This window comes from Sphingosinicella sp. BN140058, from assembly GCF_004135585.1.
In the GTDB taxonomy this organism is placed as follows: domain Bacteria; phylum Pseudomonadota; class Alphaproteobacteria; order Sphingomonadales; family Sphingomonadaceae; genus Allosphingosinicella.
Window position 1 is genome coordinate 473,137 of sequence record NZ_CP035501.1, and the last position, 23,513, is coordinate 496,649.

Sequence of the window (23,513 nt, forward strand, 5' to 3'; positions counted from 1 at the left end):
GCATCGGCGAGGGGAAAGCGCTTTGCACGATGCGCGAACCCGTTGAACATTTCGGAAGCGTCGCGAGTTGAACGTGCCGTGCAGACCCCTTCCCGCCCCGTTCCTCGCGAAGCCGTCCTCATCGTCAACGCCCACTCGCGGCGTGGACAGGATCTGTTTCGCGACGCCAAACGCCTGCTCGAAGAAGCCGGTATCCGGCTGATCGCCAGCCATGCCGTAAAAGATCCGCGCAAGCTCAACGGCACCGTCGACAAGGCGGTGAAGGACGGCGCGCCGATGGTGATCATCGGCGGCGGCGACGGCTCGCTATCGTGCACGATCGATTTCGTCGTCGGGCGCGACTGCGTCTTCGCGTTGCTGCCGCTCGGCACCGCCAACAGCTTCGCCCGCACGCTCGGCATTCCGCTCGATCTGGAAGGCGCGGTGAAAACGATCGCTACCGGCCAGCGGCGAACGATCGACCTCGGCAAGATCGACGGCGATTATTTTGCCAATTGCGCGGCGATGGGCCTATCGCCGATGATCGGCGAAGGCATTCCCCACCGCCTGAAACGCTATCTGGGGCGGATCGGCTATCTGTCGTGGGCCACCTGGTGCCTGATCCGCTTTCGCCCGTTCAGGCTCACGGTCGAGAGCGAGAACGGCAAGGAGAGTGTGTGGGCGACGGAAGTGCGGATCGCCAACGGCCGCTTTCATGGCGGGGTCGAGCTGGTCGAGAAAGCCGACGTCGACACCGGCGAACTGGTGGTGCAGGCGGTGATCGGCCGGAGCAAGACCAAGCTAGTCTGGAACTGGATCGCAAGTGCGCTGAAGCTGCGCGCCCGGGAAGCCACGGTGGAGCATTTCCACGGCCGCACCCTGCGCATCGAAACCCGTCCGCGGCAGAAGATCTCGATCGACGGCGAAGTGCTCGCCAGGACGCCGGTCACCGCCAGCATCGCCCATTGCGTGATCGAAGTGGTCGTCCCCGCGCCCGAGACTAACCCGCAGGATTGAGGGCGCCGCCGGGCTCGCGCGTGGCTTCGGCCTGCTCGCGGCACTCGATCTCGTCGGGCGGCGGCGTCGGTCCGATCCGGCCCTTGCGCCAGCCGCCGTGAAGATAGAGCGCGATCGCCATCAGCATCGTCGTCACCATGCCGATCGGGAAACTCAACCAGAGCGCGTCGGCCCCGAGCCACGAATAGGCGCCAAGCGCAACGCCGAGCCGGACCGGATACATCGAGATGAACAGGATGATCAGCGGCCCGATCACCTGGCCGTTTGCGCGGACGGTGCCAAACAGCACCAGGCTCACGCCGAAGAACAGGAAACCCCAGGTGCCGACCAGCTGAATGTGCCGCGCGATCGGCAGCGCCGGGCTGTCGCCGCCCATGAACAAGGCGAGTGCCGGCCGGTCGGCCACGGTCAGCAGCAGGATCAGCGCGCCGGTGAGGACGACATTGAAGATCACGCCGGCGCGGGTGACGGCGGAGACCCGGTCCCAATTACCGGCGCCGATATTCTGCGCCGCCATTGCGCTCACCGCCGCGCCCAGCGCCATCGCCGGCATCTGCACATAGGTCCACAATTGCTGGGTAACGCCGTAGGCGGCGGCAGTGTGGACGCCTTCGCGGTTGACGAGGCTGAGCATCGCGAGCGCGGAGGAGGTGATCACTATCATCTGCAGGCCCATCGGAAAGCCCTTGCCGACGATCACCCGCAGCCGCGCCGGATCGGGCCGCAGCCAGGCGAGTTCGGGGCCGCGCAGGCGCAGCGGCAGATCGCGGGCGTAGATGTAGGCGAGCAGGGCGAACAGGCTGACATAATTGGCGACAGCGGTGGCGGTTGCCGACCCGGCAATGCCGAGCGCCGGCGCCGGACCCAGGCCAAGGATGAACACCGGGTTGAGGCCGCTGTCGAGCGCGACGCTCAACGCCATGAACCACAAGGGCGTCAGCGAATCCCCGGATCCGCGCAAGGTCATCATCAACATGGTCATCATCAGCGCCGCCGGCATCGCGACGAAGATCACCCGCAGATAGGCCAGCGCCAGCGGCATCGCGTCGCCGGGCGTACCGAGCAAACCGAGGATGTGCGGTGCCGTCAGCCAGCCGATCAGGGCGACGACCGCCGCCACCGGCACGAACGACCCGATCGCGGTGCCGACCACCCGCCGCGCCTCGGCAACGTCGCGGCGGCCGAACGCCTGGCCGACCAGGATCGTCGAGGCCATCCCGAAGCCGAACACGAAGGCAAGCAGCATGAACAGCACGATGTTGCCGTTCGCGGTCGCCGCGAGCGCGTCCTCGCCAAGGAAGCGCCCGACCCAGATCGCATTGATCGAACCGTTCAGCGACTGGAGGACCGACGACCCCAGGGTCGGGATCGCGAACGCAAGCAAGGTGGAAGCGATCGGCCCGGAGGTGAGATCGCGCTGTCCGGGGCGGGCGGTTGGTCTGCTGGCCATGGTCACCATACGCACGAAAAGCGCGCGGGATGCCAGCGGGCCCTTATCCCAGCCTCGCCAGTGCCGCCCTGTACTTGTCGGCGTCCGACGCCTTTTCGGCGTGATCGGCGCGCGCTTTCTCGACCGCCTCCGGCTTGGCGCGTTCGACGAAGCTCGGATTGTTCAGCCGTCCCGCGAGCGAATCCCGCTCCTTCTCCGCCGCCTGCAGCGCCTTGGCGAGCCGGCCGCGCTCGGCCTCGATGTCGATCACGCCTTCGAGCGGCAGCACGAACGTGGCCTCGTCGATCACCACCTGGGCGGCGCCGCCCGACGCCGGATCGGTGCTGACGCTTTCGATCCGCGCAAGGCGTTTCAACGCCCCGTCATGACGGCCCAGGCGGGCCAAAGTGGCCTCGCTCGCGTCGCGGACATGGAGGGCGAGCTTGGCGCCCGGCGGGACGTTCAGTTCCGAGCGGGCGCCGCGGATGCCGTTGACCACGCGGATCAGCCAGTCGATCTCCGGACCCGCTTCCGGATCGAGCGCGCGCGCGTCCGGCATCGGCCATTTGGCGACGATCAGCGGCGTCGGACGGTCACCGAGGGCGTGCCACAATTCTTCCGTGATGAACGGCATGAACGGGTGGAGCGAGACCAGGATCTGGTCGAGCACCCAGCCGGCCACGGCCCGGGTCTCCGCGCCTTCCGGGCCGGCGAGGAGCGGCTTGATCAGCTCAAGATACCAGTCGCAGAAACTGCCCCACACGAAATGGTAGAGAGTGTTGGCGGATTCATCGAAGCGCAGCTCGGCGAGCGCGAGATCGAGCGCCTGAATGGTCTTCACCGTCTCGCCGACGATCCAGCGATTGACCGGATGCTCGGCTGCCGGCGGCTCCAGCGCGGTCGAGGCGCCGATGCCGTTGGTCTGGCAGAAGCGCGCCGCATTCCAGAGCTTGGTCGCGAAGTTGCGATAGCCCTCGATCCTTTTCTCATCGAGCTTGATATCGCGTCCCTGGCTTTCCATCGCCGCCATGGTGAAGCGCAGGGCATCGGCGCCGTAGCGATCGATGAGGCCGAGCGGATCGACCGTATTGCCCTTGGACTTGGACATCTTCTGGCCCTTGGCGTCGCGCACCAGGCCATGAAGGTAGAGCGTCTTCCAGGGCACCTCGTTCATGAAGTGAAGACCCTGCATCGCCATCCGGGCGTCCCAGAAGAAGATGATGTCGAAGCCGGAGATGAGCACGTCGTTGGGATAATGGCGACGAAGATCGTCCGTCTGCTCCGGCCAGCCGAGCGTGCCGAACGGCCACAGGGCAGAGGAGAACCAGGTATCGAGCACGTCGGTTTCGCGGCACAAGGCGACGCCCTCGCCCGCCTGTGCCTGGGCGTCCTCCTCCGTCTCGGCGACGAAGACGTTGCCGTCGGGATCGTACCAGGCCGGGATCTGATGGCCCCACCAGAGCTGGCGCGACACGCACCAGGGCTGGATGTTCTCGAGCCAGTTGAACCAGGTCTTCTCCCATGTCTTGGGCACGACCTTGATCTTGTTGCTGCGCACCGCCTCGATCGCCGGCTGCGCGAGGGTGGCGGCGTCGACATACCATTGGTCGGTCAGCCAGGGCTCGATCACCACCCCGGACCGGTCGCCATAGGGGGTCTGGATCACCCGATCCTCGATCCGCTCGACCAGCCCGTCCGCCTCCAGACGTTCGACGACGCGGCTGCGCGCCTCGAAGCGGTCGAGGCCGATCAGATCGGCCGGGATCAGCCCGTCCACCGTCTGGGCGATCCGTGCCTGCGCGTCGAGCATGTTGAGCATGTCGGCGGCCTTGATGCCGGCGCGGCGGCCGACTTCGAAATCGTTGAAGTCATGGCCGGGCGTGATCTTGACGGCGCCGGAGCCGAGCTCCGGATCGGCATGCTCGTCGGCGACGATCGGCACCAGCCGACCGGTGATCGGCAGGCGCACCTTCCGGCCGACCAGAGCGGCATAGCGTTCGTCGCTCGGGTGTACGGCCACCGCCATGTCGGCAAGCATCGTTTCCGGCCGGGTCGTGGCGACGTGGATGAAGCCGCTGCCGTCCTCGAGCGGATATTTGAGGTGCCAGAACTTGCCCTGGATCTCCCTGGTCTCGACCTCCAGATCGGAAATCGCGGTGCCGAATTTCGGATCCCAGTTGACCAGCCTCTTGTCCCGGTAGAGCAGGCCTTCGCGATAGAGCTGGACGAAGACCTTGATCACCGCCGCCGAGAAGCCCGGGTCCATGGTGAAGCGCTCGTTCGCCCAGTCGCACGAGGCGCCGAGCCGGCGCAGCTGACGCGTGATCGCGCCGCCGGATTGCGCCTTCCACTTCCAGACATGATCGACGAAGGCCTCGCGGCCCATATCCGCGCGGCGCAGGCCCTGGCCCTCCAGATTGCGCTCGACCACCATCTGCGTGGCGATGCCGGCATGATCGGTGCCGACCACCCACAGGGCGTCCTTGCCCTGCAGCCGGGCATGCCGGATCAGGATATCCTGCAGCGTATTGTCAAGCGCGTGGCCGATGTGCAGCGAGCCGGTGACGTTCGGCGGCGGGATGACGATCGTGAACGGCTCCGCGTCGTCACGGGCGGGGCGGAACAGTCCGGCCTCTTCCCAATGCGCATACCAGCGCGATTCGATGGCGGCGGGGTCGAAGGTCTTGGCGAGTTCGGTCATGCGCGCGGCTTAGACCAGGCGGCGGCAGCGGAGCAATCCGCCTGACGCGGCGCGTCGCCGCCGACCGGCTCAGAAATGCTTGCCGGTGATCCGGGCGATCTCGCGGGTGACGAGTTCTTCCACCATGTCCGGCAGATGCTGGTCGAGCCAATCCTTGAGCATCGGCTTCAGCATCTCGCGCACCACCGCTTCGAGCGGACCTTCCCCGTGCGTCGACGCCGGAGCCGCCTCCTTGAGCGCGGAGAGCGCGGCCAGCGACCGGGCGCTGGCGGCGGCGGCATCCTCGGAGACAAGCCCCTGCCCGTCGACCACCGGATCCGAAAGCTCGAGCACATCGTCTTCGGGTGGTGGTGGCGGCGGCGGCGCCGGACGCGCGCTCCGCGTCGGACGCGCAGCCACGCGTCCGTCTTCGGCGATCACCCGCTTGATGGAGGCGAGAATGTCCTCCATCGAGGGTTCCTGGTTAATATCCCCCATAGAGAATGGCTTATCGCTTATTCTGTCGGGCCTGTCACGGGGGTGTTTTGCCGGTTGGTGTCGACCGGTCCGACGGCGGGCGGCGCCACCGTCCGGGTCGAGACCGGCTGCGGATCGGGATCGTCGCGCCAGTCGGAGCCGCGCCGCGACACCCGATCGTAATTGGCGAGCGGATCGTAGAGCGCGCCGCCGTCGAGGTTGAGATCGTCGGCTTCGGCACGGCCCATCGCGTTGAGCAGTTGGAAGCCCGCGACATAGGCGTCGCGGCGCGCGGTGACGACGGCAACCTGGCTGTTCAGCAACTCCTGCTCGGCGTTGAGCACGTCGAGCACGTTGCGGGTGCCGACGGTCTGCTCCGCCCGGGTGCCTTCGAGCGCGAGGGTGTTCGCGTTGACCGCGACCTGGTTCGACTCCACCGCTTCCTGGGCCGCCTGATAGCTGGCGAAGGCGGCGCGGGTGTTGGCGACCACCGAGCGTTCGACTTCGACCCCGCGCTCGAGCAACTGGCTCTGCACCGCCTGCGCCTGACGCACCTGGGCACCGACCGCGCCGCCCTGGTAGATCGGGATCCGCGCCTGCACGCCGACGCCGGTATTGTTGATCGAATTGCGGTTGCCGGTGCCGCCGAACTGATCGTCGGCGGTGCCGAGATAATTGGTGTAGCTCTGCGTGCCGATCGCCGAAACGGAGGGCAGCCGGCCGGCACGGGCGATCGAGACGTCACGCTGGGCGGCGCGCACCTGGGCGGCGATCGAGACCAGATCCGAATTATTCGCGAGGGCGATGTCGACGGCCTGATCGGGCGTCGTCGGCAGTGGCGGCAGCGGCGGCGGCGGATCAAGCTCGTCGGGCAAAGCGCCGATCACGCGCCGGTAATTCTCCTCGCTGCCTTCGAGCCTTCCCTCGGCGGTGGCGAGGTTCGAGCGGGCGAGCGCCAATCGCGCTTCGGACTGGGCAACGTCGGTGCGGGTGAGATCGCCGACCTCGAAGCGATCGCGGGTCGCCTGCAAATTGGTTTCCAGCACGCGAACCTGGTTGCGGTTCAGGGTGACGATCGATCGGTCGCGGATCACGTCCATATAGGCGCCGACCGTCTCGGTGAACACGTCGCCCTCGGTGGCGCGAAGGGCGGCACGGCCGGCGAGCACGCGCTCATCGGCGGCGCGGATCTGGTTGCGGATACGACCGCCGGTGAAAAGCGGGTAGCTGACGTCGACGCCGGCGCTGAGATTGCGGCCCTCGCCGCCGCCGGTGCGCAACAGATTCTGGTTGATCCCGGCCGTGCCGGAAAGCTGGGGGCGGTTCTGCGACCGGGCGAGCGCGACACCTTCATCCAGCGATCGAAGCTGCGCGCGCTGCCCCATGATCGTCGGATTGGTGTTGTAAGTCTGGACGAGCGCGTCGCGAAGCGTTTCCGCTCCGGCGCTCCCGCCAACCATCAGTGCGGCTGCCCCCGCAGCAGCCAGTAACCCCACCCGCATCGTCTCACTCCCCGCTCAGATGAGCCCGTTCTTAAAAAGTAAATGCCTTCGGCCGTACGAAATTCGGAAGCACCGCCGCGGCCGCATCGGAGAAGCTGGCAAGGCCGAACGCCTCGCCGGACTTGCGGCCGATCGAGAGGCGCGTGACGCCGCGATCGATCGTCGGCGCGACCAGGCGGCCGCCGTCGGCGAGCTGGCCGATGATCGCGTCCGGCACGAACTCCACCGCGCCGTCGATCAGGATCAGGTCGTAGGGCGCGCCCGCTTCATGCCCCTCGGCCAGAGCCCCCTCGACCAGCGTCACCGGCGTTCCGGCAAGCGCCTCGCGGGCAAAGGCGGCGAGCTCCGAATCCTCCTCGACCGCCACCACCGAGGCCACCATCGTCGCGAGCAGAGCGGCCGAATAGCCCGTCGCCGCGCCGACCACGAGGGCGCGATCGCTCTCGCGCGGCCCCGCTTCGGTGAGCAGCCGTCCGAGCGCCAGCGGGTTGTTGAGATCGCGGCCGGGCTTCAACGGCACCAGCGCGTCGGCATAGGACAAGGCCAGCCGCTCGCGCGGGACGAAGCGCTCGCGGGCGACCTCCTCGAACGCGGCCAGCACGACGGGATCGTTGGTCCCCGTCGTCCTCAACAGGTTCGAGATCATGGCGCGGCGCATATGGTCGAAATTTTGCTCGGTCATCGGGTTCTCAATCGCACAGCTGTCTTATGGATGCAATACACCTTGCGGCTGCCTTGGGTCTTTATCGGCTCGCCCGGTGCAGGGAAAGCGGAGATGTCTCCACATCTTGCGCCCGCACCGGACGACCGCATTTCAGCAAGAGCTGTGCCATTCCCGTCCCCGCCTCTGTCGCGCGCCGCAGCGGGGATGGAGGCTGTCCGATTTCGAACAGGGCGCGTCCGATCGCGGACAGGGTGTTGACTTCAGCGCCGTTCCCGGACAAGTCCCGCCGCCTCGGCCCGATGGCGGAGTGGTTACGCAGAGGACTGCAAATCCTTGCACGCCGGTTCGATTCCGGCTCGGGCCTCCACTCTTCGATGCTTATGGACATCCTGCAGCGCCGTAGCTCGAGCTGGTGTCCAATCCTCATTCCGGTCTAGACAATCCTAGCGCGGTAAGCCCCGACCGATCGCTTGCTCCGCGAGCCTCTCTTCTTCGGCCGCATCGATACCGCCGCACCACCTCTTCGTCTTTGCTGTGGCCACTCGCCGACCTCATGCTCTCGGTCCGCTTTTGAGGCTTGGCCGTGCCGCATCGCAATTCTCCCAAGGCCGGCCGCCGCATTTCAAGAGTCCCGCTCCGTCATACTGGTGGCGAAACGATCGGCCTCGACGCTTAGCAGCCAAGTGGCGGCCCTCTCCCCGTGTCGCTGATCGTCCGACAGGCGCGGCACGAGGAGCATCAGCGCGAACCGGAAGCAAGACCTGGTTGCTCGCTATGCAGACGATCAGGCGGCTAAAGAACGTCGGACTTCTCGGGCCAACCTTTTGAGCTAGAGCCGTTCACGAGCCGGCGCGATCCAGGCCAGAGTCACGCCATAGCCGATGCGCAGCGCGGCGTAGGCGAGCGGTTCGCCCGCCGCGATGACGGCCGGAAGCCCAGCCATCCCTCAGCCTTCCACATGCGGATGCAGCAAATCGGCATGGCCGATCCGGTGCCGATATTCCGTTAAGACGGTGGGCAGGCGCCCTGCTGCGTGTTGGGATCGGAACGAAGACGGCGAACGCCTCGGCCAAGGAGAAGGAAGGGACCACTGGTCGGGCAACCCGGATCAGGACTGTGGCTCGACAGGCCCGGTTCGCTTCACGCCTGGACGGCCCCTGTAATCCTCCCTTGCAGACGCCGCAGCCGCTCTCCCTCCAGCCCCGGTATCCCAGCGGCGATCGACGGACAAGTTCCTCGACATCGCCCAACTTACGTGCCTCGTCTCATCGAGACGTGACCCACAATACACTGACATGGAGCACCGGCCCGGCCGCAGGCGCCCTCTAGATGGGCTCGGCATCACGCCGGGAGGCGCAATATATCAGCCCGGCCGCTTTGTCCCGGCTTTGGCGGCAGCTCTCCAGCAAGCAACACCGCGATCTTCTGCGTGAGGGAGGCACGGGCCGTGCGGCATTGGCTGGTCGCATGGGCCTCACGCTGGCGAGCTGAACTCCCCCCTTTCTCGGACAGCTGCCGATTGGTCGCTCGCGCGGCCGTTACCCGGTTGCGCGCGGAGCAGGCTCCGCGCATCTTCCTTCAGGGCCTTTCGTTGGGAAACAGAAGCAGCCAGTCGGCTTCGGCCTGGATACGGGCGAAGAATCCCCAGCTGTCGACGCTGATCGAACGCAGAAGCCAGGGCTTTGCTTTCTCCGGCTCGCCCCGCAGAATGTAGTAATTTGCCATGCTGTACGCCGTCGATGCAGCAACACCATCAGCCGTGGCAAATGCGCGCCCGCCATCCTTATCGCTGAAGAAGCTGTTCGGATCACGATGGCCCTTGAACAACTGGATGCCGTCGAAATACGTGTCGGACCCTCCCGCCGGATGCACCTCGAACAATGTCAGGTCGTAACTGTCGAGGAGTGCCTGCGCTTCGCGCATCCGCCCACCTCGCGCAAGCGAAAGATATTCCCAGTAGGTGTTGGCGGTACGCGCCTCCATGTCCTTGGTGAACATCGCGGCCTCCGCCGACTTGGCAAACCATCTTGCCGCATTGTCGTAGTCGTGCCTTGCGAAGTACGCACCGCCGAGATGGTAGTAGAGATAGTATTGGACCACGTCCGGATCACCGGGGAAATAGTCGGGTCCTGGTTTCTCGCGCTCCAGCGGCTTGCCTTCGTATAGCGCGGCCGCCTTGAGACCGACCTCGATCGACTTGTCGAACTCACGCAGCGAAAAGTGGCGGTGCGCACGGTGGCGAAGAAGCTTCGGAGAATTGGGGAATCTCGCCAAGGCCCGATCGTAGACGGCGGCGGACTCCTTGCTATACCCCTGGTAGAACAGAATCCGGCCGTACCAGGTAGCAGTATCCACCGTCATGTTTTTCTCGAAATCTGCCTTCGCATCGGCTGCGGCGCGCTCGAGCAGAGCAACCGAAGCGACGCCGACGTTTCGGGTTGGCTGGGTGATCATCGGCTTGCCGAGCAATGAGGTGCCCTGCAGGCTGCCCTGCGCCGCGGCGGGGCTAGCGCACAATAAGAGGGTGACCCCGATCCAGCTTTTCGTCGTGCGGCTCAGCAATTCCTCATCCTCCTGTTGGCTTGTGTCGTTTCAAGCGTCGATGTCGAAGCGCACGCCCTGCGCGAGCGGCAGGGACGTCGAGCGGTTTACCGTCGTTGTCATGCGACGCATGTAATTCTTCCAGCTGTCACTGCCGGAGACCCGACCGCCGCCGGTCACCTTCTCGCCGCCGAATGCGCCGCCGATCTCCGCGCCACTGGTGCCGATGTTGACATTGGCGATGCCGCAATCGCTCCCCTGCACCGACTGAAAACGCTCTGCCTCCCGGACATCGTTGGTGAAGATGCTCGAAGAGAGGCCCTGCTCCACGGCATTCTGGAGGGCAATCGCCTCGTCGAAGTCCCTATAGGACAACACATAGAGGATCGGCGCGAAGGTCTCCTCCCCGACGATCTCCGATTGTGAAGGCATTTCGACAATGGCTGGGCGGACGTAATAGCCGCCGTCCAGACCGGAGACTGCGATCCGCTCGCCGCCATGAATATTCCCGCCTTGCGCCTTCGCACGATCAAGGGCCGTTTGCATCCTTTCGAATGCGGTCCGATCGATCAGCGGCCCCACCAGCACGCCGTCGGTCAGAGGATCTCCGATCCTGAGAGTGCGGTAGGCCGCCTTCAGCCGGGCGAGGAAGCCACCAATGATGCTTTCGTGCACGATCAGCCGGCGCAAAGTGGTGCAACGCTGCCCCGCGGTGCCCGTGGCCGCGAACACGACGCCCCTCAGGGCAAGATCCAGGTCAGCGCTCGGCGCGACGATCGTCGCGTTGTTGCCGCCGAGCTCAAGGATGGAACGACCGAAGCGGCCCGCGACTCGAAGGCTGACGTCTCGGCCCATTGCGACGCTGCCGGTGGCGCTGACGATCGCTACATCATGGTGATCTGCCAGGGCCCGGCCGCACTCCCGTCCGCCGAGCACCACCTGGACGAGGTGGTCGGGGGCAGGGTCGAACGCGGCCGCGAGCTGGGAAAGGAGGCCGGCCATTGCCAGAGCGATCAGCGGTGTCTTCTCGGATGGTTTCCAGATCGCGCTATCGCCGCAGACGAGCGCAACGGTGGTGCCCCACGCCCAAACCGCGGCCGGGAAGTTGAAGGCGGAGATCAGTCCGAGCACGCCCATCGGATGCCAATATTCGGTGAGGCGATGCTCCGGGCGTTCCGACGCGATGGTCACGCCGAAGAGCTGCCTCGAAAGCCCTACGGCATATTCGCAGATGTCGATGACCTCCTGGATCTCGCCCCGCGCTTCCGACAGGATCTTGCCGTTCTCGCAAGCGAGCAAACGGGCGAGGTCCTCTTTGTGTAGGCGGACGACATCGCCAAACCGACGAACGAGTTCGCCCCGGACCGGCGCGGGCACGACTTTCCAGACCTCGAAGGCTGCGCGCGCGCGCTGAACCGCTGGATCGATCTCGCTCGGGTCCTGGGCGCAAAGCGACGCCAGGCTGCTGCCGTCGATCGGCGACAGAATCTCGAGCCCCACCCCGAGATAAGGCCGGAGGGGTAATCCGAGACGGGAAAAGCAGTCCCGTACGGCAGCATCGAGCGGTTCGGACCCAGTTCCCATGTATCTCTCAGGCTCGAGGTTGATTTGGTTCACGGCTTGGCCGGCGAAGCTGGCGACAGCCTGACCACCTCACCATCCTTGATCACAGCGGCGACGCGTTCCAGCACGGTCACATCCGCGAGCGGGTCGCCGTCGACCGCAATGAGATCGGCCAGTTTGCCCACCTCGATCGAGCCGATTGCCTCCGATTGGCCCAGGAGATCAGCCGCCAACACGGTGGCTGCCCGGATCGCTTCGACGGGGGCCATCGGCCCCTGCTCGACCATGTGACGGAATTGCCGCGCATTCTTGCCGTGTTCGGATACGCCGGCATCGGTGCCGAACGCGACCTTGAGCTTGTATCTTTGCGCGAGCCGTATGTTCTCACCCTGATGGCGACGGGCTTCCGCGATTTTCGCGCGAACGGCGGGCGTGAAGCGGCTCGTGTCCGCCTCGGTCTCAGCCTGGAGCAGGCCGAGCGTGGGTACCAGCCACGTGCCTCGTGCCGCCATCTCCCGGGCAATCTCCTCATCCAGGAAGGTGCCGTGCTCGATGGAGTCGACACCAGCGCGGACCGAAGCGGCCACGCCGTCGCGGCCATGGGCATGGGCAGCGACCTTCAGGCCCAGCGCATGCGCCGTGGTCACGATCGAGACCAGTTCCTCGTCCGTGAGGTGCTGCTCAAGCCCGCGTGCCTGCTGCGACATAATCCCGCCAGTCGCCGCAACCTTGATGAGGTTGGCGCCATATTTCGCAGCTTCGCGAACCCTTAGTGCGCATTCGACCGGTCCCGTGCAGGCGCCGGTATAGTCGTACGGAAACAAGGCTTCTGTCGTCCTGCGATTGAGGCCCGACATGTCGCCATGGCCGCCGACGATCGACAGGGAGGTTCCGGAAAGGAAGATCCGCGGGCCAGCAAGGTCACCCTCGTTGATGGCGTCGCGCAACGCATGGATCGCGTTGCCATCCGAGCCGACATCACGGACCGTCGTAAAACCGGCGTCGAGCGTCCTTCTCGCATTGGCAAAGGCGAACAGTGCCACATCCTCGGGCGTGTCGATCGCTGCCGACCATAGCTTGGTTTCCGGGCCGAAGCTGAAGTGGACGTGCATGTCGATAAGGCCGGGCAGCACCGTCCGGCTCTTCAGGTCGACGATCGAGGCGTCGTTGATCTGCACGTATCCAGGTACGATTTCGGCAATCCGACGGTCGCGGACGATGATGGTGGACGGACCGAGCAGGCGCTCGCCCGGAATCGCGACCACGGTACCGGCATGGATCGCAAGCGTGGGCGGCGCCGGAGGCGCCATGGCGACCGCATTGCCGTTCGCGCCAACGAGCAGTGCAGCGACGAGCGCTGCACCGTAGCGCCGCCCACGTACTCCGCCTGACCGGCTGGCCGTCATCATCGCGAACTCCCCGCCCCGGGCTCCATGCCACACTTCGACTGCTACAATTTTTTTGTCACTTGGCAAGATTTTTTATGATAGGAAAATTCTAGAGATGTGACGATGAGTTGGAAACCCGCTTCAATGCTCGGGTAATCAGGGAGGGAAAAGTGTCAAACCTAGCTACACGCCTGCTGCTGTCGTCGGCGGTCGCGTTCTTGATCAATCCAGAGGCGCACGCCCAAGTCGCAACCAGCGAACCGGAAGGGACGACGGCCACCGAGGCCGATGGCTCCGACCTCGCGGCCGCTGCGCCTGCCGAAACCGGCGAGGGAATCGTGGTCATCGGATCGCGTCGCCGGGACCGGTCGATCACCGACAGCGCCGTGGCGGTTGACGTTATCTCGCCGGACGACATCGCCACCACCGGCTATACCGATGTCAACGACGCGCTTCGTACGCTGGTCCCTGCGTTCAACGCCCAGCGCCTGCAAGGCAATGACGGTTCCTCGTTCGTGCGACCGATCACGTTGCGCGGCTCGCCCGCAGATCACGTGCTGCTGCTGATGAACGGAAAGCGGCGGCACCGCGCCTCGATCGTGCAGATCGGCACCGGCCACGCCTCCACTTCCGGGTCCCAGGGTCAAGACTTCAACGTCATCCCGCCGATTGCCTTATCCTCCGTGGAGGTGCTGCGCGACGGCGCCTCGGCCCAGTACGGCTCAGACGCGATCGCCGGCGTGATCAACCTCGAGCTCAAGAAGCAGAAGAGCGGCGGATCGATCATCAGCCAGGTCGGCGAATATTATGAGAGCGGCGGCCGGACGTACGATATCCAGGGGCACGTCGCCGTGCCGGTCGGCGACAGAGCTTACCTCAACATCGCCGCACAGTTCACGGATCAGGCCAAGGCCTTTGCCCGCAAGGCCCACCATGCCGGTGCCGAAGCGCTAAAGGAGGCGGGCGTCCCGGGGGTTCCGCCCCATCCCGAGGGTAATCTCGACCCGCGCTATATGGCCTTCAAGGCAATCTGGAACGCTGGAGTAGAGATTGGTAGCGAGCTCGAGGGCTACTCGTTCGGCAACTACATGATGGGCGAGAGCTCCGTCACCTTCGGACTGCGTCAGCCGTTCGCTGCGGGCGGCCTCAACGGCCATAACACCTATGCCAACTCGGCTTTCGACCTTTCTCCTGCCCATCCGCAGGCGTTCAACCTGGCAACTATCTACCCGGGCGGCTTCACGCCCGAGTTCAAGGGCAATCTCGAGGATTTCAGCGCCGTCGTCGGGCTTCGCGACAGGAATGGGCGGCTCAATTGGGATCTGTCCGGCCGGTATGGCACCAACACGGTAGACTATTTGATTACCAGCACCATCAATGCTTCGCTGGGCGTCAACTCGCCCACCGCGTTCAAGCCGGGCTCCCTGACCCAGCGTGAGCTGCAATTCGACGCAGAAGCCTCTTACGAATTGACCGACGACATCCTAGCGTTCGCCGGGATCAGCCATCGAAAGGAAACCTATGTCATCGGCGAGGGAGACGAAGCGAGCTACACTACCGGCCCGCTGCGAGACCTCCCGGCCGGATCCAACGGTTTCCAGGGCTTCTCGCCGGAATTTGCGGGCAGCTTCGACTCGTCGAGCTACGCGGTTTTCGCTGAAGTGGACGCCGACATCACCTCGCGCTGGAACCTGTCGGCAGCCGGCCGCTACGAGGATTACGAGCAGTTCGGGGACAATTTCAGCTACAAGTTCGCCACCCGGTTCGAGATCAGCGAAGCGCTTGCACTGCGCGGGTCGGTAAGCACCGGCTTTCGAGCGCCCGCGGCTGGACAGGTGTTCGGGACGAGCCTGACCTCCCAGCTCGACGGCATCGGCGGCTTCATCCTTGATGCCGTACTGGTGCCGGGATCGCCGGCCGCACAGGTGTTCGGATCGGAGAGCCTGAAGCCCGAGACTTCGTTCAACATGTCCGCCGGGATCGTCTTCACGGGCCTCGAAGGTTTCCTCGCGACGCTGGATCTCTACCAGATCGACGTCGATGATCGCCTGCTGCTCACGCCCTCGCTCGAGACCACTGCGGCGCAGCGTGCCGCCCTCGCCGCCATCGGCTTTCCCAATGGTGCCGACATCCAGGAGGTGCGCTACTTCCAGAACGAGATGAACACCCGTGTTCGCGGCTTCGACCTCGTCAGCACCTATCGCCACAAATGGTCGGCCAATGCGTCCACCGACCTCAGTCTCGCCGTGAACTACAATGAGCAGCACCTGCGGGGCGCACCTCCGTCCGGGTTCAGCCCGGCGGTGGTCACCGAATTCGAGCGGGGAACGCCCCGGTGGCGCGGCAATCTCGGAGCGACCACCCGTGTCGGTGATTTCGCCTTGATGACTCGCGCAATCCACTATGGGGCGTGGCGCCGTCTCGACGGGGCGAGCTTCCTACCTCGCAAGGCGGTGACCTTGTTCGACGCCGAGCTGACCTATTCCGGAATACGGAATGTGGATCTGAGCGTAGGCGCCCGCAACATATTCAACATCTACCCGCCGGATCGTGGAGCGGCACGGGCGCGCGCGGGTCTCATCTACGACAATCACAGCGTGTTCGGCGTGGCCGGAGGCTTCTACTACGTGAACGCCAAGATCCGGTTCTGATCCGAATCGAGCGCAACCGAGCCGGGGTTCCGGTGGGCAGCATCGAAGCGGCATCACTGTCATTTCGGTGCGCCCATCGGAATTTCCCGATTGATAGACTATATCGCGATCACCCGGATTGCTCCGGATCGATGCCGCACCTTCGCTTAGAGTGAGGATTCATATTCTATGTCGCCCACGAGTGAAGACAAGCTCGACGTCCTGAGCTCTGTACGCACGCAGAAGCGGCCGCGGAGCGAAGGCTTCCACCTCGGAGAACGATTGCGCCATTTACGCCGCGAGCGCGGCATGACGCTGGAGGACGTCGGTCGCAGGACGGGGCTTGCCGCCTCAACTCTCTCGAAGATCGAGAACGATCAGATGTCTCCGACGTTCGATGTCGTGCAGAAGCTGGCGGTCGGCCTCGACATCGATATCACCGAGTTGTTCGCGTCCAACTCCGGACAGGACGCAGCCGGCCGCCGAAGCGTGACGCTGAGCGGTACCGGTCGCCTCATGGAGACGGAGGTGTATCGCCATCGTCTCATCGCGGCGGAACTGAAGAACAAGAAGATCCTGCCGTTCGTGACCACCATCAAGGCCCGTAGTGCGGAGGACTTCAAGACATGGTCACAGCATAGCGGCGAGGAATTCCTCTACGTGCTCAAGGGGGAAATCTGCTTCCAGACCGAGCATTACGAACCGGCCATCCTCGGAGTCGGTGACAGCATCTACATCAACAGCAACATGGAACATGCCTGTTACTCCACCAGCGAGGAAGACGCGGTGGTGCTGTGGGTCAATACGGCATGATGCGCTAAACTCATCTTGCCCGGCGTTTTCGTATAGGCTAATAATTTTTCCGATACGAAAACGAGGGACAAGCGCATGAATCGACGTCAGTTCATCCTATCCAGCGCTGCCCTCTCGTCCTTGGCTGCGCTGCCTCCGGCGAGAGCGGCGCAACGTACGCGACCCCTGACATTCGACGCCATGGGCGAGGTCCGCCTGGACTATGACGCGGCGCTGATCCGGGACATGCACGCGAGCGGCCTCGATGCAATCACGGTGACCTTGTGCGACCCGAAGTCGTATGAAGGACGTGCTTACGACGAAGCGGTACAAGCCGTGCTCGACCATGATGCGCACATCTCGGCGCACCCAGACCTCTTCCTCAAGGCGACGCGCACGAGCGACCTAGACGAGGCCAAGAGGAGCGGCAGGATCGCCATCTTCTATCTGTTCCAGAATAGCACGCAATTCGGCCGCGACCTCGACAATGTCGATCTGTTTTACAAACTCGGCGTGCGATCCGCCCAGATCACCTACAACGAGCAGAATTGGGCGGGCTCCGGGTGTAAGGAGCTCGGCGCCAACGGACTAACCCTGTTCGGTCGCGAGCTTGTTGATCGGATGAATGCCCGGCGAATGCTGATCGACCTTTCGCATGCCAACATGCAAACCATGGCGGACACGGTCGCCGCGTCCAAAACGCCGGTCATCGTTTCGCACACGGCCTGCATGGCGGTGCACCGTAACGTCCGCAACACGACGGATGCAAACCTGCGACTGCTTGCAGAACGTGGCGGGGTGGTCGGCCTCTGCCAAATGCGGCCGTTCCTGACGGCCAAGCGCACCGATGCCTTGCCGGATTATTTTCGTCACATCGATCATGCGGTGAAGGTGGCCGGTGCAGATCATGTTGCGATCGGAAGCGACCGCGACCATCGCGTCGTCGAAATGACGGACGCGTACGTCGCCGAACTCAAGCGAGAGGAAGGGGCCAACTTCCACGAGGAGGACTGGCCGCTCTTCATCAACGAACTGAACGGGCCGCGTCGAATGGAGGTGGTCTGGGACGGCGTACGCAAGCTCGGCTATCCGGAAACCGTCGTCGAAAAGATTATGGGCGCTAATGTTCGGCGGATCTATCAGGAGGTGATCGGATGAACAGGGTTTTGCATCATGCCAGTTTCGGCGCCACCCTGGCGCTGATGATTGCGGCCCTTCCCGTGCGGGCGTCGGATCACGGGAGCGTTTCGAAAGCGCCGGATTGCAGCGAGAGCCTGATCGGCACCCCACTGGCAGTGCCGAGCTACTCCCCGGATACGCAAAGGCGGCTCGACCAGGATATCGCTATTGCGAAGGCGGCCCTTGAGATTGCACCGGACCGGGAAGACACGCACATCTGGTATGGCCGTCGACTCGATTATGCCGGCCGCATCTGCGATGCGGTCCACGCCTTCAGCGACGGATTGAAGCGCTTTCCGAACAGCTACAAGCTTTACCGATTTAGAGCTCGCGACCTGACCCGCGCTCGCCGTTTCGAGGACGCGCTGCTCGACTACGAGCGCGCGCTCGCGCTTATGGGCGATACGCCTGACAGTTTCGAGCCGGACGGGATTCCTAATCCACTTGGCCTTACGATCAGCACCTATCGCGGGAACATCGTTTACTACCACGCCCAGACCAGCTTCGCGACGGGTGACTACGAGACTGTTGTCGCGGGCATGTCGAAGTCCGTTGAGTTCGCTGCGGACTTCGCCCGCGACGACATGCGAGTGCCTGCTGCCTATTGGACCTACCTGGCACTTCGTAAGATGGGCCAGCACGACAAAGCGCGTGCCGCCATCGCCGCTATCGAGCCCGATTTGAAGCTGATCGAGAACTTCACCTACCACCAAGCCGTCCAGATCATGCAGGGGCGACTGGATCCCACCGTCCTTTCCGGCAATCCAGACAGTACCCTCAAGTTCGCGATCGCGATGGAGAAGCGGTTCGCGGGCGACGAAGCCGGCGCAAAAGCATTGCTGACGGAGATCGTGCGGGAGAACCCGCAGGGACATTGGCCCGCCGAAGCGGAGCTTGCTCGCCCCGACCGCGCCCCTTCCTAGCCGACGACCTGCCTTCCAGGCATGTTGGCGCTCACGTGCTCGGTAGGATTAAGGAACCATTCCACAGAGGACGCCAAATCCTTGCACGCCGGTTCGATTCCGGCTCCGGCCTCCACTTCCATACTGAGTGGGTATGAGACGGCCAGAACCCGCACCCGCCTACCGTGCCGGATCGGGCGCCTTCACGACGACGCCCCCCTTCATCACCATCCGCACCCGCCGCACCGCGCCGATCTCGCGCGTGGGATCGCCTTCGACCGCGATGAGGTCCGCGAGCAGGCCCGGCCGCACCGCGCCGAGCCGGTCCGCGAGCCCGAAGATGCGGGCATTGCCGCCGGTGGCGGCGATCAGGACGTCGGCGGGGCGCATGCCCCAGGCGGCCATCAACTCCATCTCCCGCGCATTGTCGCCATGGGCGTACACGCCGACATCGCCGCCCATGCAGATCGGCGTGCCGGCGGCGAGCGCGGCGGCGAAGCTCTTCTTCTTCTCGGCAACGGCGGGCGGCTCGGGTGCGGCGCCGTTCCAGCCGCGATAGCGCGACGTCGCATCGGTGGCGGCAAGGGTCGGACACAGCGCGACGCCCTTCTCCTTCATCAGCCGGAAGATTTCCGGCGTGCCGCCATTGCCGTGCTCGATCGTGCTCGCGCCGCCGAGGATGGCGCGGCGCATGCCTTCGGGGGTGCTGGCATGCACCGCCACGGGTCGGCCGGCGGCGCGCGCCGCCTCGACCACGGCGGCGATCTCGGCTTCGGAATAGGTCGGCCGGCTGTCCTCGCCCGGCCGCCAGCGATAATCACCGTAGAGCTTCACGACCTCCGCGCCGGCGCCAATCTGGCGGCGGGCCGCGGCCACCAGCGCGTCGCCGTCTGCTTCCTCGGCCCCTTGCGCGGCAAGCAGCGGGTCGCCCGATTTGGGGCCGTAGCTGCCGCTGGCGACGAGGGCGCGGGTCGCCACCAGCATGCGCGGACCCGGGACGATGCCCTGCTCGATCGCCTGCTTGAGGCCGACATCGGCATAGCCGGCGCCTTCGGTGCCGAGATCGCGCACGGTGGTAAAGCCCGCCATCAGCGTGGCGCGGGCATGGTTGACGGCGCGGGCGGTGCGCAGCGCCGACGGCTCCTTCAGCACCTGATCGTCCCAGCTGGCTTCGTTATAGGGATGGAGAAAGAGGTGCGAATGGCCCTCGATCATGCCGGGCATCAGGGTGGTGCCGGGCAGATCGATCACGCGGACACCGGCCGGTGCGGCAAGATCCGGGCCGGCCGCCACGATCCGATCGCCGCGGACCAGCACCGCCCATCCTTCGTGCGCCCCCGGCGCAAGGCCGTCGAAGACGCGGGCGGGGCGAAGCAGCAAGACCGGTTCCGCCGCCGCCGCGTGGCCGGCGAAGAGGAAACAGGCGAGAAGCAGAGCTAGGAAGCGCATGGATAATCCCGTTCGGAGCGGTTACGCCGCATTGCAGCGCAGGATAAAGGGAGCCGGCCGTGGCGCACTATGAGCTCATTTCGGGCCTCGAAGTCGATGCCGAATTGAAGGCGTTCGTCGAACAGGAGGCGCTTCCCGGGACAGGCCTCGACGTTACGGAATTCTGGTCAGGCCTGTCGGCGCTGATCCGCGACCTGACTCCTGAGAACCGGCGCCTGCTCCGCTGCCGCGAGCAGTTCCAGGCACGGATCGACTCGCGCAACGAATCGCTCGGCGGCCGGGCGCCCTCCCCGGCTGATGAAGAGGAATTTCTGCGCGAGATCGGCTATCTCGTCGATCCGCCCCCGCCCTTCACCATCGGCACCGAGAATGTCGATCCGGAGGTGGCGACGATCGCCGGGCCGCAGCTGGTCGTGCCGATGAGCAATGCGCGCTACGCGCTGAACGCCGCCAATGCGCGGTGGGGAAGCCTCTACGATGCGCTCTACGGCACCGACGCGCTCGGCGACCCCCCGTCCGGCGGCGGCTATGACGATGCGCGGGGAGCACGGGTGATCGCGTGGGGCCGCGACCTTCTCGACCGCATCGCGCCGCTCGACCAGGGCAGCCACGCCGAGGTCTCCGACTATCGGATCGAGGCGAACCGGCTGGTTACCGATCGCGGCGGGCTCATCGATCCCACGTTGCTCGCCGGATGGCGCGACGATGCGATCCTGCTGCGCCATCACAATCTCCATCTGGAGATAAGGCTCGATCGATCGCACCCGATCGGACGCCGGGACAAGGCCGGCGTCGCCGACATCCTGATCGAAAGCGCGATCACCGCAATCATGGACTGCGAAGATTCGGTGGCTGCTGTCGATGCCGCCGAGAAAGTGGCTGTGTATCGGAACTGGCTCGGCCTGATGAAGGGCGAGCTTTCGGTTCGCTTCGCCAAAGGTGGCGAAGATATCGAACGTCGGCTCGAGGCGGATCGGGTCTATCAGGCGCCGGACGGCGCGACGCTGACGCGCAAGGGCCGCGCCTTGCTGTTCGTGCGCAACGTCGGGCATCTGATGGCCAATCCGATGCTGCGGCTTGCCGGCGAAGACGTGCAGGAAGGGTTGGCCGATGCCGTGTTCACCGCGCTCATCGCGCTGCACGACGTCAAGGGCCGCAGAGCAAACAGCGCCGGCGGTTCGATCTACATCGTCAAACCCAAGATGCACGGGCCCGAGGAAGCCGCTTTTGCCGACCGCCTGTTCGCGCGCACCGAGGATCTGCTCGGCCTCGCGCGATGCACGATCAAGGTCGGCGTGATGGACGAGGAGCGCCGGACCTCGGTCAATCTCGCCGCGGTGATCGGCGCTGTGCGCCACCGCATCGTGTTCATCAACACCGGCTTCCTTGACCGCACCGGGGACGAGATCCACACGTCGATGACGCTGGGGCCCATGGTCCGCAAGAGCGAGATGAAGTCCGCAGCGTGGCTCAAGGCCTATGAGGACAACAATGTCGACGTCGGCCTCGCCTGCGGCTTCCAGGGACGGGCGCAGATCGGCAAGGGCATGTGGGCGATCCCGGATCGGATGGCCGACATGCTCGCGCAGAAGGTCGCGCACCCGGAGGCGGGCGCCAGCACCGCCTGGGTGCCCTCCCCCACCGCGGCGACGCTGCACGCGCTCCATTACCATCAGATCGACGTCGCAGCGCGGCAGCAGGCGCTTGCCGGCCGCATCCCGGCGCCGCTCGCCGATATTCTCACCATCCCAGTCGCGACCGACCGCAATTGGTCCCCCGAGGCGGTACGGGAGGAACTGGACAACAATGTCCAGGGGATCCTCGGCTATGTCGTGCGCTGGATCGATCAGGGGATCGGCTGCTCCAAGGTTCCCGATGTCCACGATGTCGGCCTGATGGAGGATAGAGCGACCTGCCGCATCTCGAGCCAGCATGTCGCCAATTGGCTTCGTCACGGCATCGTCACCCGCGAGGAGGTCGAACAGGCGCTGCTGCGGATGGCGGCAATCGTCGACCGTCAGAATGCGGGCGACCCCGGCTATCGGCCAATGGCGAGCGATCCTGCCGCGAGCATCGCCTTTCGCGCAGCGCGGGCGCTGGTGCTGGAGGGAGAGGCGCAACCCTCCGGTTATACGGAGCCGGTCCTCCACGCCCACCGTCTGCGGCTGAAGGCGCAAGGCTGACGATCGCGACCAAGAGCAGGGAGGAAGAGGATGGACCGGAGCGCACAGAATAGCGGCACGATCGACGTTCGCGAAGCGCATCGCTTCGACGTCGCGGCGCTCGAACGCTGGATGGTGCGAGAGGTCGAAGGCTTTGCAGGGCCGCTTACGGTCGAGCAGTTCAAGGGCGGCCAGTCCAACCCGACCTACAAATTGCTGACGCCGGGGCGCGCTTACGTCCTTCGGCGCAAGCCGCCGGGCAAGCTGCTGCCGGGCGCGCATGCGGTGGACCGCGAATATCGGGTGATCCGCGCGCTCCACGCCGAAGGCTTCCCGGTCGCCCGCGCCTTTGCGCTCTGCACCGACGACAATGTGATCGGCACCGCATTCTACGTGATGGAGATGGTCGAAGGCCGGATCTTCTGGGAGGCGGATTTTCCGCAGGTCGGCGACTCCGACCGCCCGGCCTATTTCGACGCGATGAACGACACCATCGCGCGGCTCCACGTGATCGATCCGGAAGCGGCGGGCCTCGGCGACTATGGCAAGCCGGGCAATTATTTTGCCCGGCAGATCACGCGCTGGTCCGGCCAATATCTCGGCGACGTCGAAGCGGGCCGCGTGCCGGCGATGGACCGCCTGGTCGACTGGCTGCCCGCCAACATTCCGCCAGGCGAGGACGAGACGCGGATCATCCACGGCGATTTCCGCTGCGACAACATGATCTTCCATCCGACCGAGCCGCGCGTGGTCGCGGTGCTCGACTGGGAGTTGTCGACGCTCGGCCACCCGCTTGCCGATTTCAGCTACCATCTCATGATCTACCGGATGCCGGCAGGGATCACGACCGGGCTGGCGGGCCTCGATCTCGCCGCGCGCAACATCCCGTCCGAAGCCGATTATGTCGCATCCTATTGCCGCCGCACCGGCCGAGACGGCATCCCCAATCTCGATTTCTACGTCGCCTTCAACCTGTTCCGGCTGTCCGCGATCGTTCACGGAATCAAGGGCCGGATCGTCCGCGGCACCGCCGCCTCCGCCCATGCCGACAAGATGGCGGCAGGCCTCGAGCCGCTGGCGGAGCTGGCCTGGGCGCAGGCGGTGAAAGCCGGCGCCTGATAAGCGGGCACGCCGGCTTTCCGGGTCGCGGTACGCCTTC

The 23,513-nt window shown here is 65.1% G+C and carries 16 protein-coding genes and 2 tRNA genes; 9 read left to right on the forward strand and 9 right to left on the reverse strand.

Features of this window, described 5'->3' with window-relative positions; genetic code table 11:
• Positions 1-78 precede the first annotated feature (78 nt).
• Positions 79-996, forward strand: coding sequence for a diacylglycerol kinase family protein (locus ETR14_RS02120; RefSeq protein ID WP_243455724.1), 918 nt, complete (start codon positions 79-81; stop codon positions 994-996).
• Here ETR14_RS02120 and ETR14_RS02125 read toward each other — a convergent pair.
• From ETR14_RS02125 to ETR14_RS02145, 5 genes are all read right to left on the reverse strand, one after another.
• Positions 980-2,446: an MATE family efflux transporter gene (locus tag ETR14_RS02125; protein ID WP_129383143.1), complete on the reverse strand. Its 1,467-nt coding sequence runs from the start codon at positions 2,444-2,446 to the stop codon at positions 980-982. The genes ETR14_RS02120 and ETR14_RS02125 overlap by 17 nt on opposite strands.
• A gap of 43 nt (positions 2,447-2,489) precedes the next feature.
• Positions 2,490-5,126, reverse strand: coding sequence for a valine--tRNA ligase (locus ETR14_RS02130; RefSeq protein WP_129383144.1), 2,637 nt, complete (start codon positions 5,124-5,126; stop codon positions 2,490-2,492).
• A gap of 69 nt (positions 5,127-5,195) precedes the next feature.
• Positions 5,196-5,576, reverse strand: coding sequence for a DUF2497 domain-containing protein (locus ETR14_RS02135; RefSeq protein ID WP_371416735.1), 381 nt, complete (start codon positions 5,574-5,576; stop codon positions 5,196-5,198).
• 44 nt (positions 5,577-5,620) lie between these two features.
• A complete protein-coding gene (locus ETR14_RS02140) occupies positions 5,621-7,084 on the reverse strand; it encodes a TolC family outer membrane protein (RefSeq protein ID WP_129383146.1) in 1,464 nt (487 codons plus the stop codon).
• A 31-nt stretch (positions 7,085-7,115) separates the two neighbouring features.
• A complete protein-coding gene (locus tag ETR14_RS02145; protein ID WP_129383147.1) occupies positions 7,116-7,766 on the reverse strand; it encodes a protein-L-isoaspartate O-methyltransferase in 651 nt (216 codons plus the stop codon).
• Positions 7,767-8,041: 275 nt separating this feature from the next.
• Between ETR14_RS02145 and ETR14_RS02150 the strand changes: the two genes are divergently transcribed.
• A tRNA-Cys gene (locus ETR14_RS02150) sits at positions 8,042-8,115 on the forward strand.
• Positions 8,116-9,326: 1,211 nt separating this feature from the next.
• On the opposite strand, the gene ETR14_RS02155 is transcribed toward ETR14_RS02150, so the two are convergent.
• The 3 genes from ETR14_RS02155 to ETR14_RS02165 form a co-directional block, all read right to left on the reverse strand.
• On the reverse strand, positions 9,327-10,310 hold the full coding sequence (locus ETR14_RS02155) for a hypothetical protein (protein ID WP_129383148.1): 984 nt from the start codon (positions 10,308-10,310) through the stop codon (positions 9,327-9,329).
• Between the two features lie 30 nt (positions 10,311-10,340).
• Positions 10,341-11,789, reverse strand: coding sequence for an aldehyde dehydrogenase family protein (locus ETR14_RS02160; protein WP_243455725.1), 1,449 nt, complete (start codon positions 11,787-11,789; stop codon positions 10,341-10,343).
• 113 nt (positions 11,790-11,902) lie between these two features.
• On the reverse strand, positions 11,903-13,261 hold the full coding sequence (locus ETR14_RS02165) for an amidohydrolase family protein (protein ID WP_243455726.1): 1,359 nt from the start codon (positions 13,259-13,261) through the stop codon (positions 11,903-11,905).
• 149 nt (positions 13,262-13,410) lie between these two features.
• Here ETR14_RS02165 and ETR14_RS02170 point away from each other — a divergent pair, with 149 nt between their 5' ends.
• From ETR14_RS02170 to ETR14_RS28090, 5 genes are all read left to right on the forward strand, one after another.
• A complete protein-coding gene (locus ETR14_RS02170; RefSeq protein WP_165356273.1) occupies positions 13,411-15,891 on the forward strand; it encodes a TonB-dependent siderophore receptor in 2,481 nt (826 codons plus the stop codon).
• Positions 15,892-16,059: 168 nt separating this feature from the next.
• Positions 16,060-16,683 (forward strand): helix-turn-helix domain-containing protein, encoded by a 624-nt coding sequence (locus ETR14_RS02175; protein WP_129383151.1) that lies wholly within the window; start codon positions 16,060-16,062, stop codon positions 16,681-16,683.
• Positions 16,684-16,863: 180 nt separating this feature from the next.
• Positions 16,864-17,820 carry a dipeptidase gene (locus ETR14_RS02180; RefSeq protein WP_165356274.1) on the forward strand — a complete coding sequence of 319 codons (957 nt, stop codon included), beginning with the start codon at positions 16,864-16,866 and terminating at the stop codon, positions 17,818-17,820.
• Complete coding sequence (locus ETR14_RS02185) at positions 17,817-18,764, forward strand: tetratricopeptide repeat protein (protein WP_129383153.1); 948 nt, start codon at positions 17,817-17,819, stop codon at positions 18,762-18,764. The genes ETR14_RS02180 and ETR14_RS02185 overlap by 4 nt, the downstream gene beginning before the upstream one ends.
• Positions 18,765-18,782: 18 nt before the next feature.
• Positions 18,783-18,879 (forward strand) — tRNA-Ser (locus tag ETR14_RS28090).
• A gap of 44 nt (positions 18,880-18,923) precedes the next feature.
• On the opposite strand, the gene ETR14_RS02190 is transcribed toward ETR14_RS28090, so the two are convergent.
• Positions 18,924-20,192, reverse strand: a complete 1,269-nt coding sequence (locus tag ETR14_RS02190; RefSeq protein WP_129383154.1) for an amidohydrolase family protein — start codon at positions 20,190-20,192, stop codon at positions 18,924-18,926.
• A 59-nt stretch (positions 20,193-20,251) separates the two neighbouring features.
• On the opposite strand from ETR14_RS02190, the gene ETR14_RS02195 reads away from it, so the two are divergent.
• Both ETR14_RS02195 and ETR14_RS02200 read left to right on the forward strand, forming a co-directional pair.
• The gene (locus ETR14_RS02195; protein ID WP_129383155.1) at positions 20,252-22,375 is read left to right on the forward strand and encodes a malate synthase G; all 2,124 of its coding nucleotides are present in this window, start codon (positions 20,252-20,254) and stop codon (positions 22,373-22,375) included.
• A gap of 30 nt (positions 22,376-22,405) precedes the next feature.
• Positions 22,406-23,473, forward strand: coding sequence for a phosphotransferase (locus ETR14_RS02200; protein WP_129383156.1), 1,068 nt, complete (start codon positions 22,406-22,408; stop codon positions 23,471-23,473).
• The last annotated feature ends 40 nt before the right edge of the window (positions 23,474-23,513 follow it).

Excerpts from the sequence above, each read along its gene's own strand:
- ETR14_RS02125 (WP_129383143.1), bottom strand. The coding sequence starts at position 2,446 with ATGGCCAGCAGACCAACCGCCCGCCCCGGACAGCGCGATCTCACCTCC.
- ETR14_RS02130 (WP_129383144.1), bottom strand. The coding sequence starts at position 5,126 with ATGACCGAACTCGCCAAGACCTTCGACCCCGCCGCCATCGAATCGCGC.
- ETR14_RS02135 (WP_371416735.1), bottom strand. The coding sequence starts at position 5,576 with ATGGAGGACATTCTCGCCTCCATCAAGCGGGTGATCGCCGAAGACGGA.
- ETR14_RS02140 (WP_129383146.1), bottom strand. The coding sequence starts at position 7,084 with ATGCGGGTGGGGTTACTGGCTGCTGCGGGGGCAGCCGCACTGATGGTT.
- ETR14_RS02145 (WP_129383147.1), bottom strand. The coding sequence starts at position 7,766 with ATGACCGAGCAAAATTTCGACCATATGCGCCGCGCCATGATCTCGAAC.
- ETR14_RS02165 (WP_243455726.1), bottom strand. The coding sequence starts at position 13,261 with ATGATGACGGCCAGCCGGTCAGGCGGAGTACGTGGGCGGCGCTACGGT.
- ETR14_RS02175 (WP_129383151.1), top strand. The coding sequence starts at position 16,060 with ATGTCGCCCACGAGTGAAGACAAGCTCGACGTCCTGAGCTCTGTACGC.
- ETR14_RS02180 (WP_165356274.1), top strand. The coding sequence starts at position 16,864 with ATGGGCGAGGTCCGCCTGGACTATGACGCGGCGCTGATCCGGGACATG.
- ETR14_RS02185 (WP_129383153.1), top strand. The coding sequence starts at position 17,817 with ATGAACAGGGTTTTGCATCATGCCAGTTTCGGCGCCACCCTGGCGCTG.
- ETR14_RS02190 (WP_129383154.1), bottom strand. The coding sequence starts at position 20,192 with ATGCGCTTCCTAGCTCTGCTTCTCGCCTGTTTCCTCTTCGCCGGCCAC.
- ETR14_RS02200 (WP_129383156.1), top strand. The coding sequence starts at position 22,406 with ATGGACCGGAGCGCACAGAATAGCGGCACGATCGACGTTCGCGAAGCG.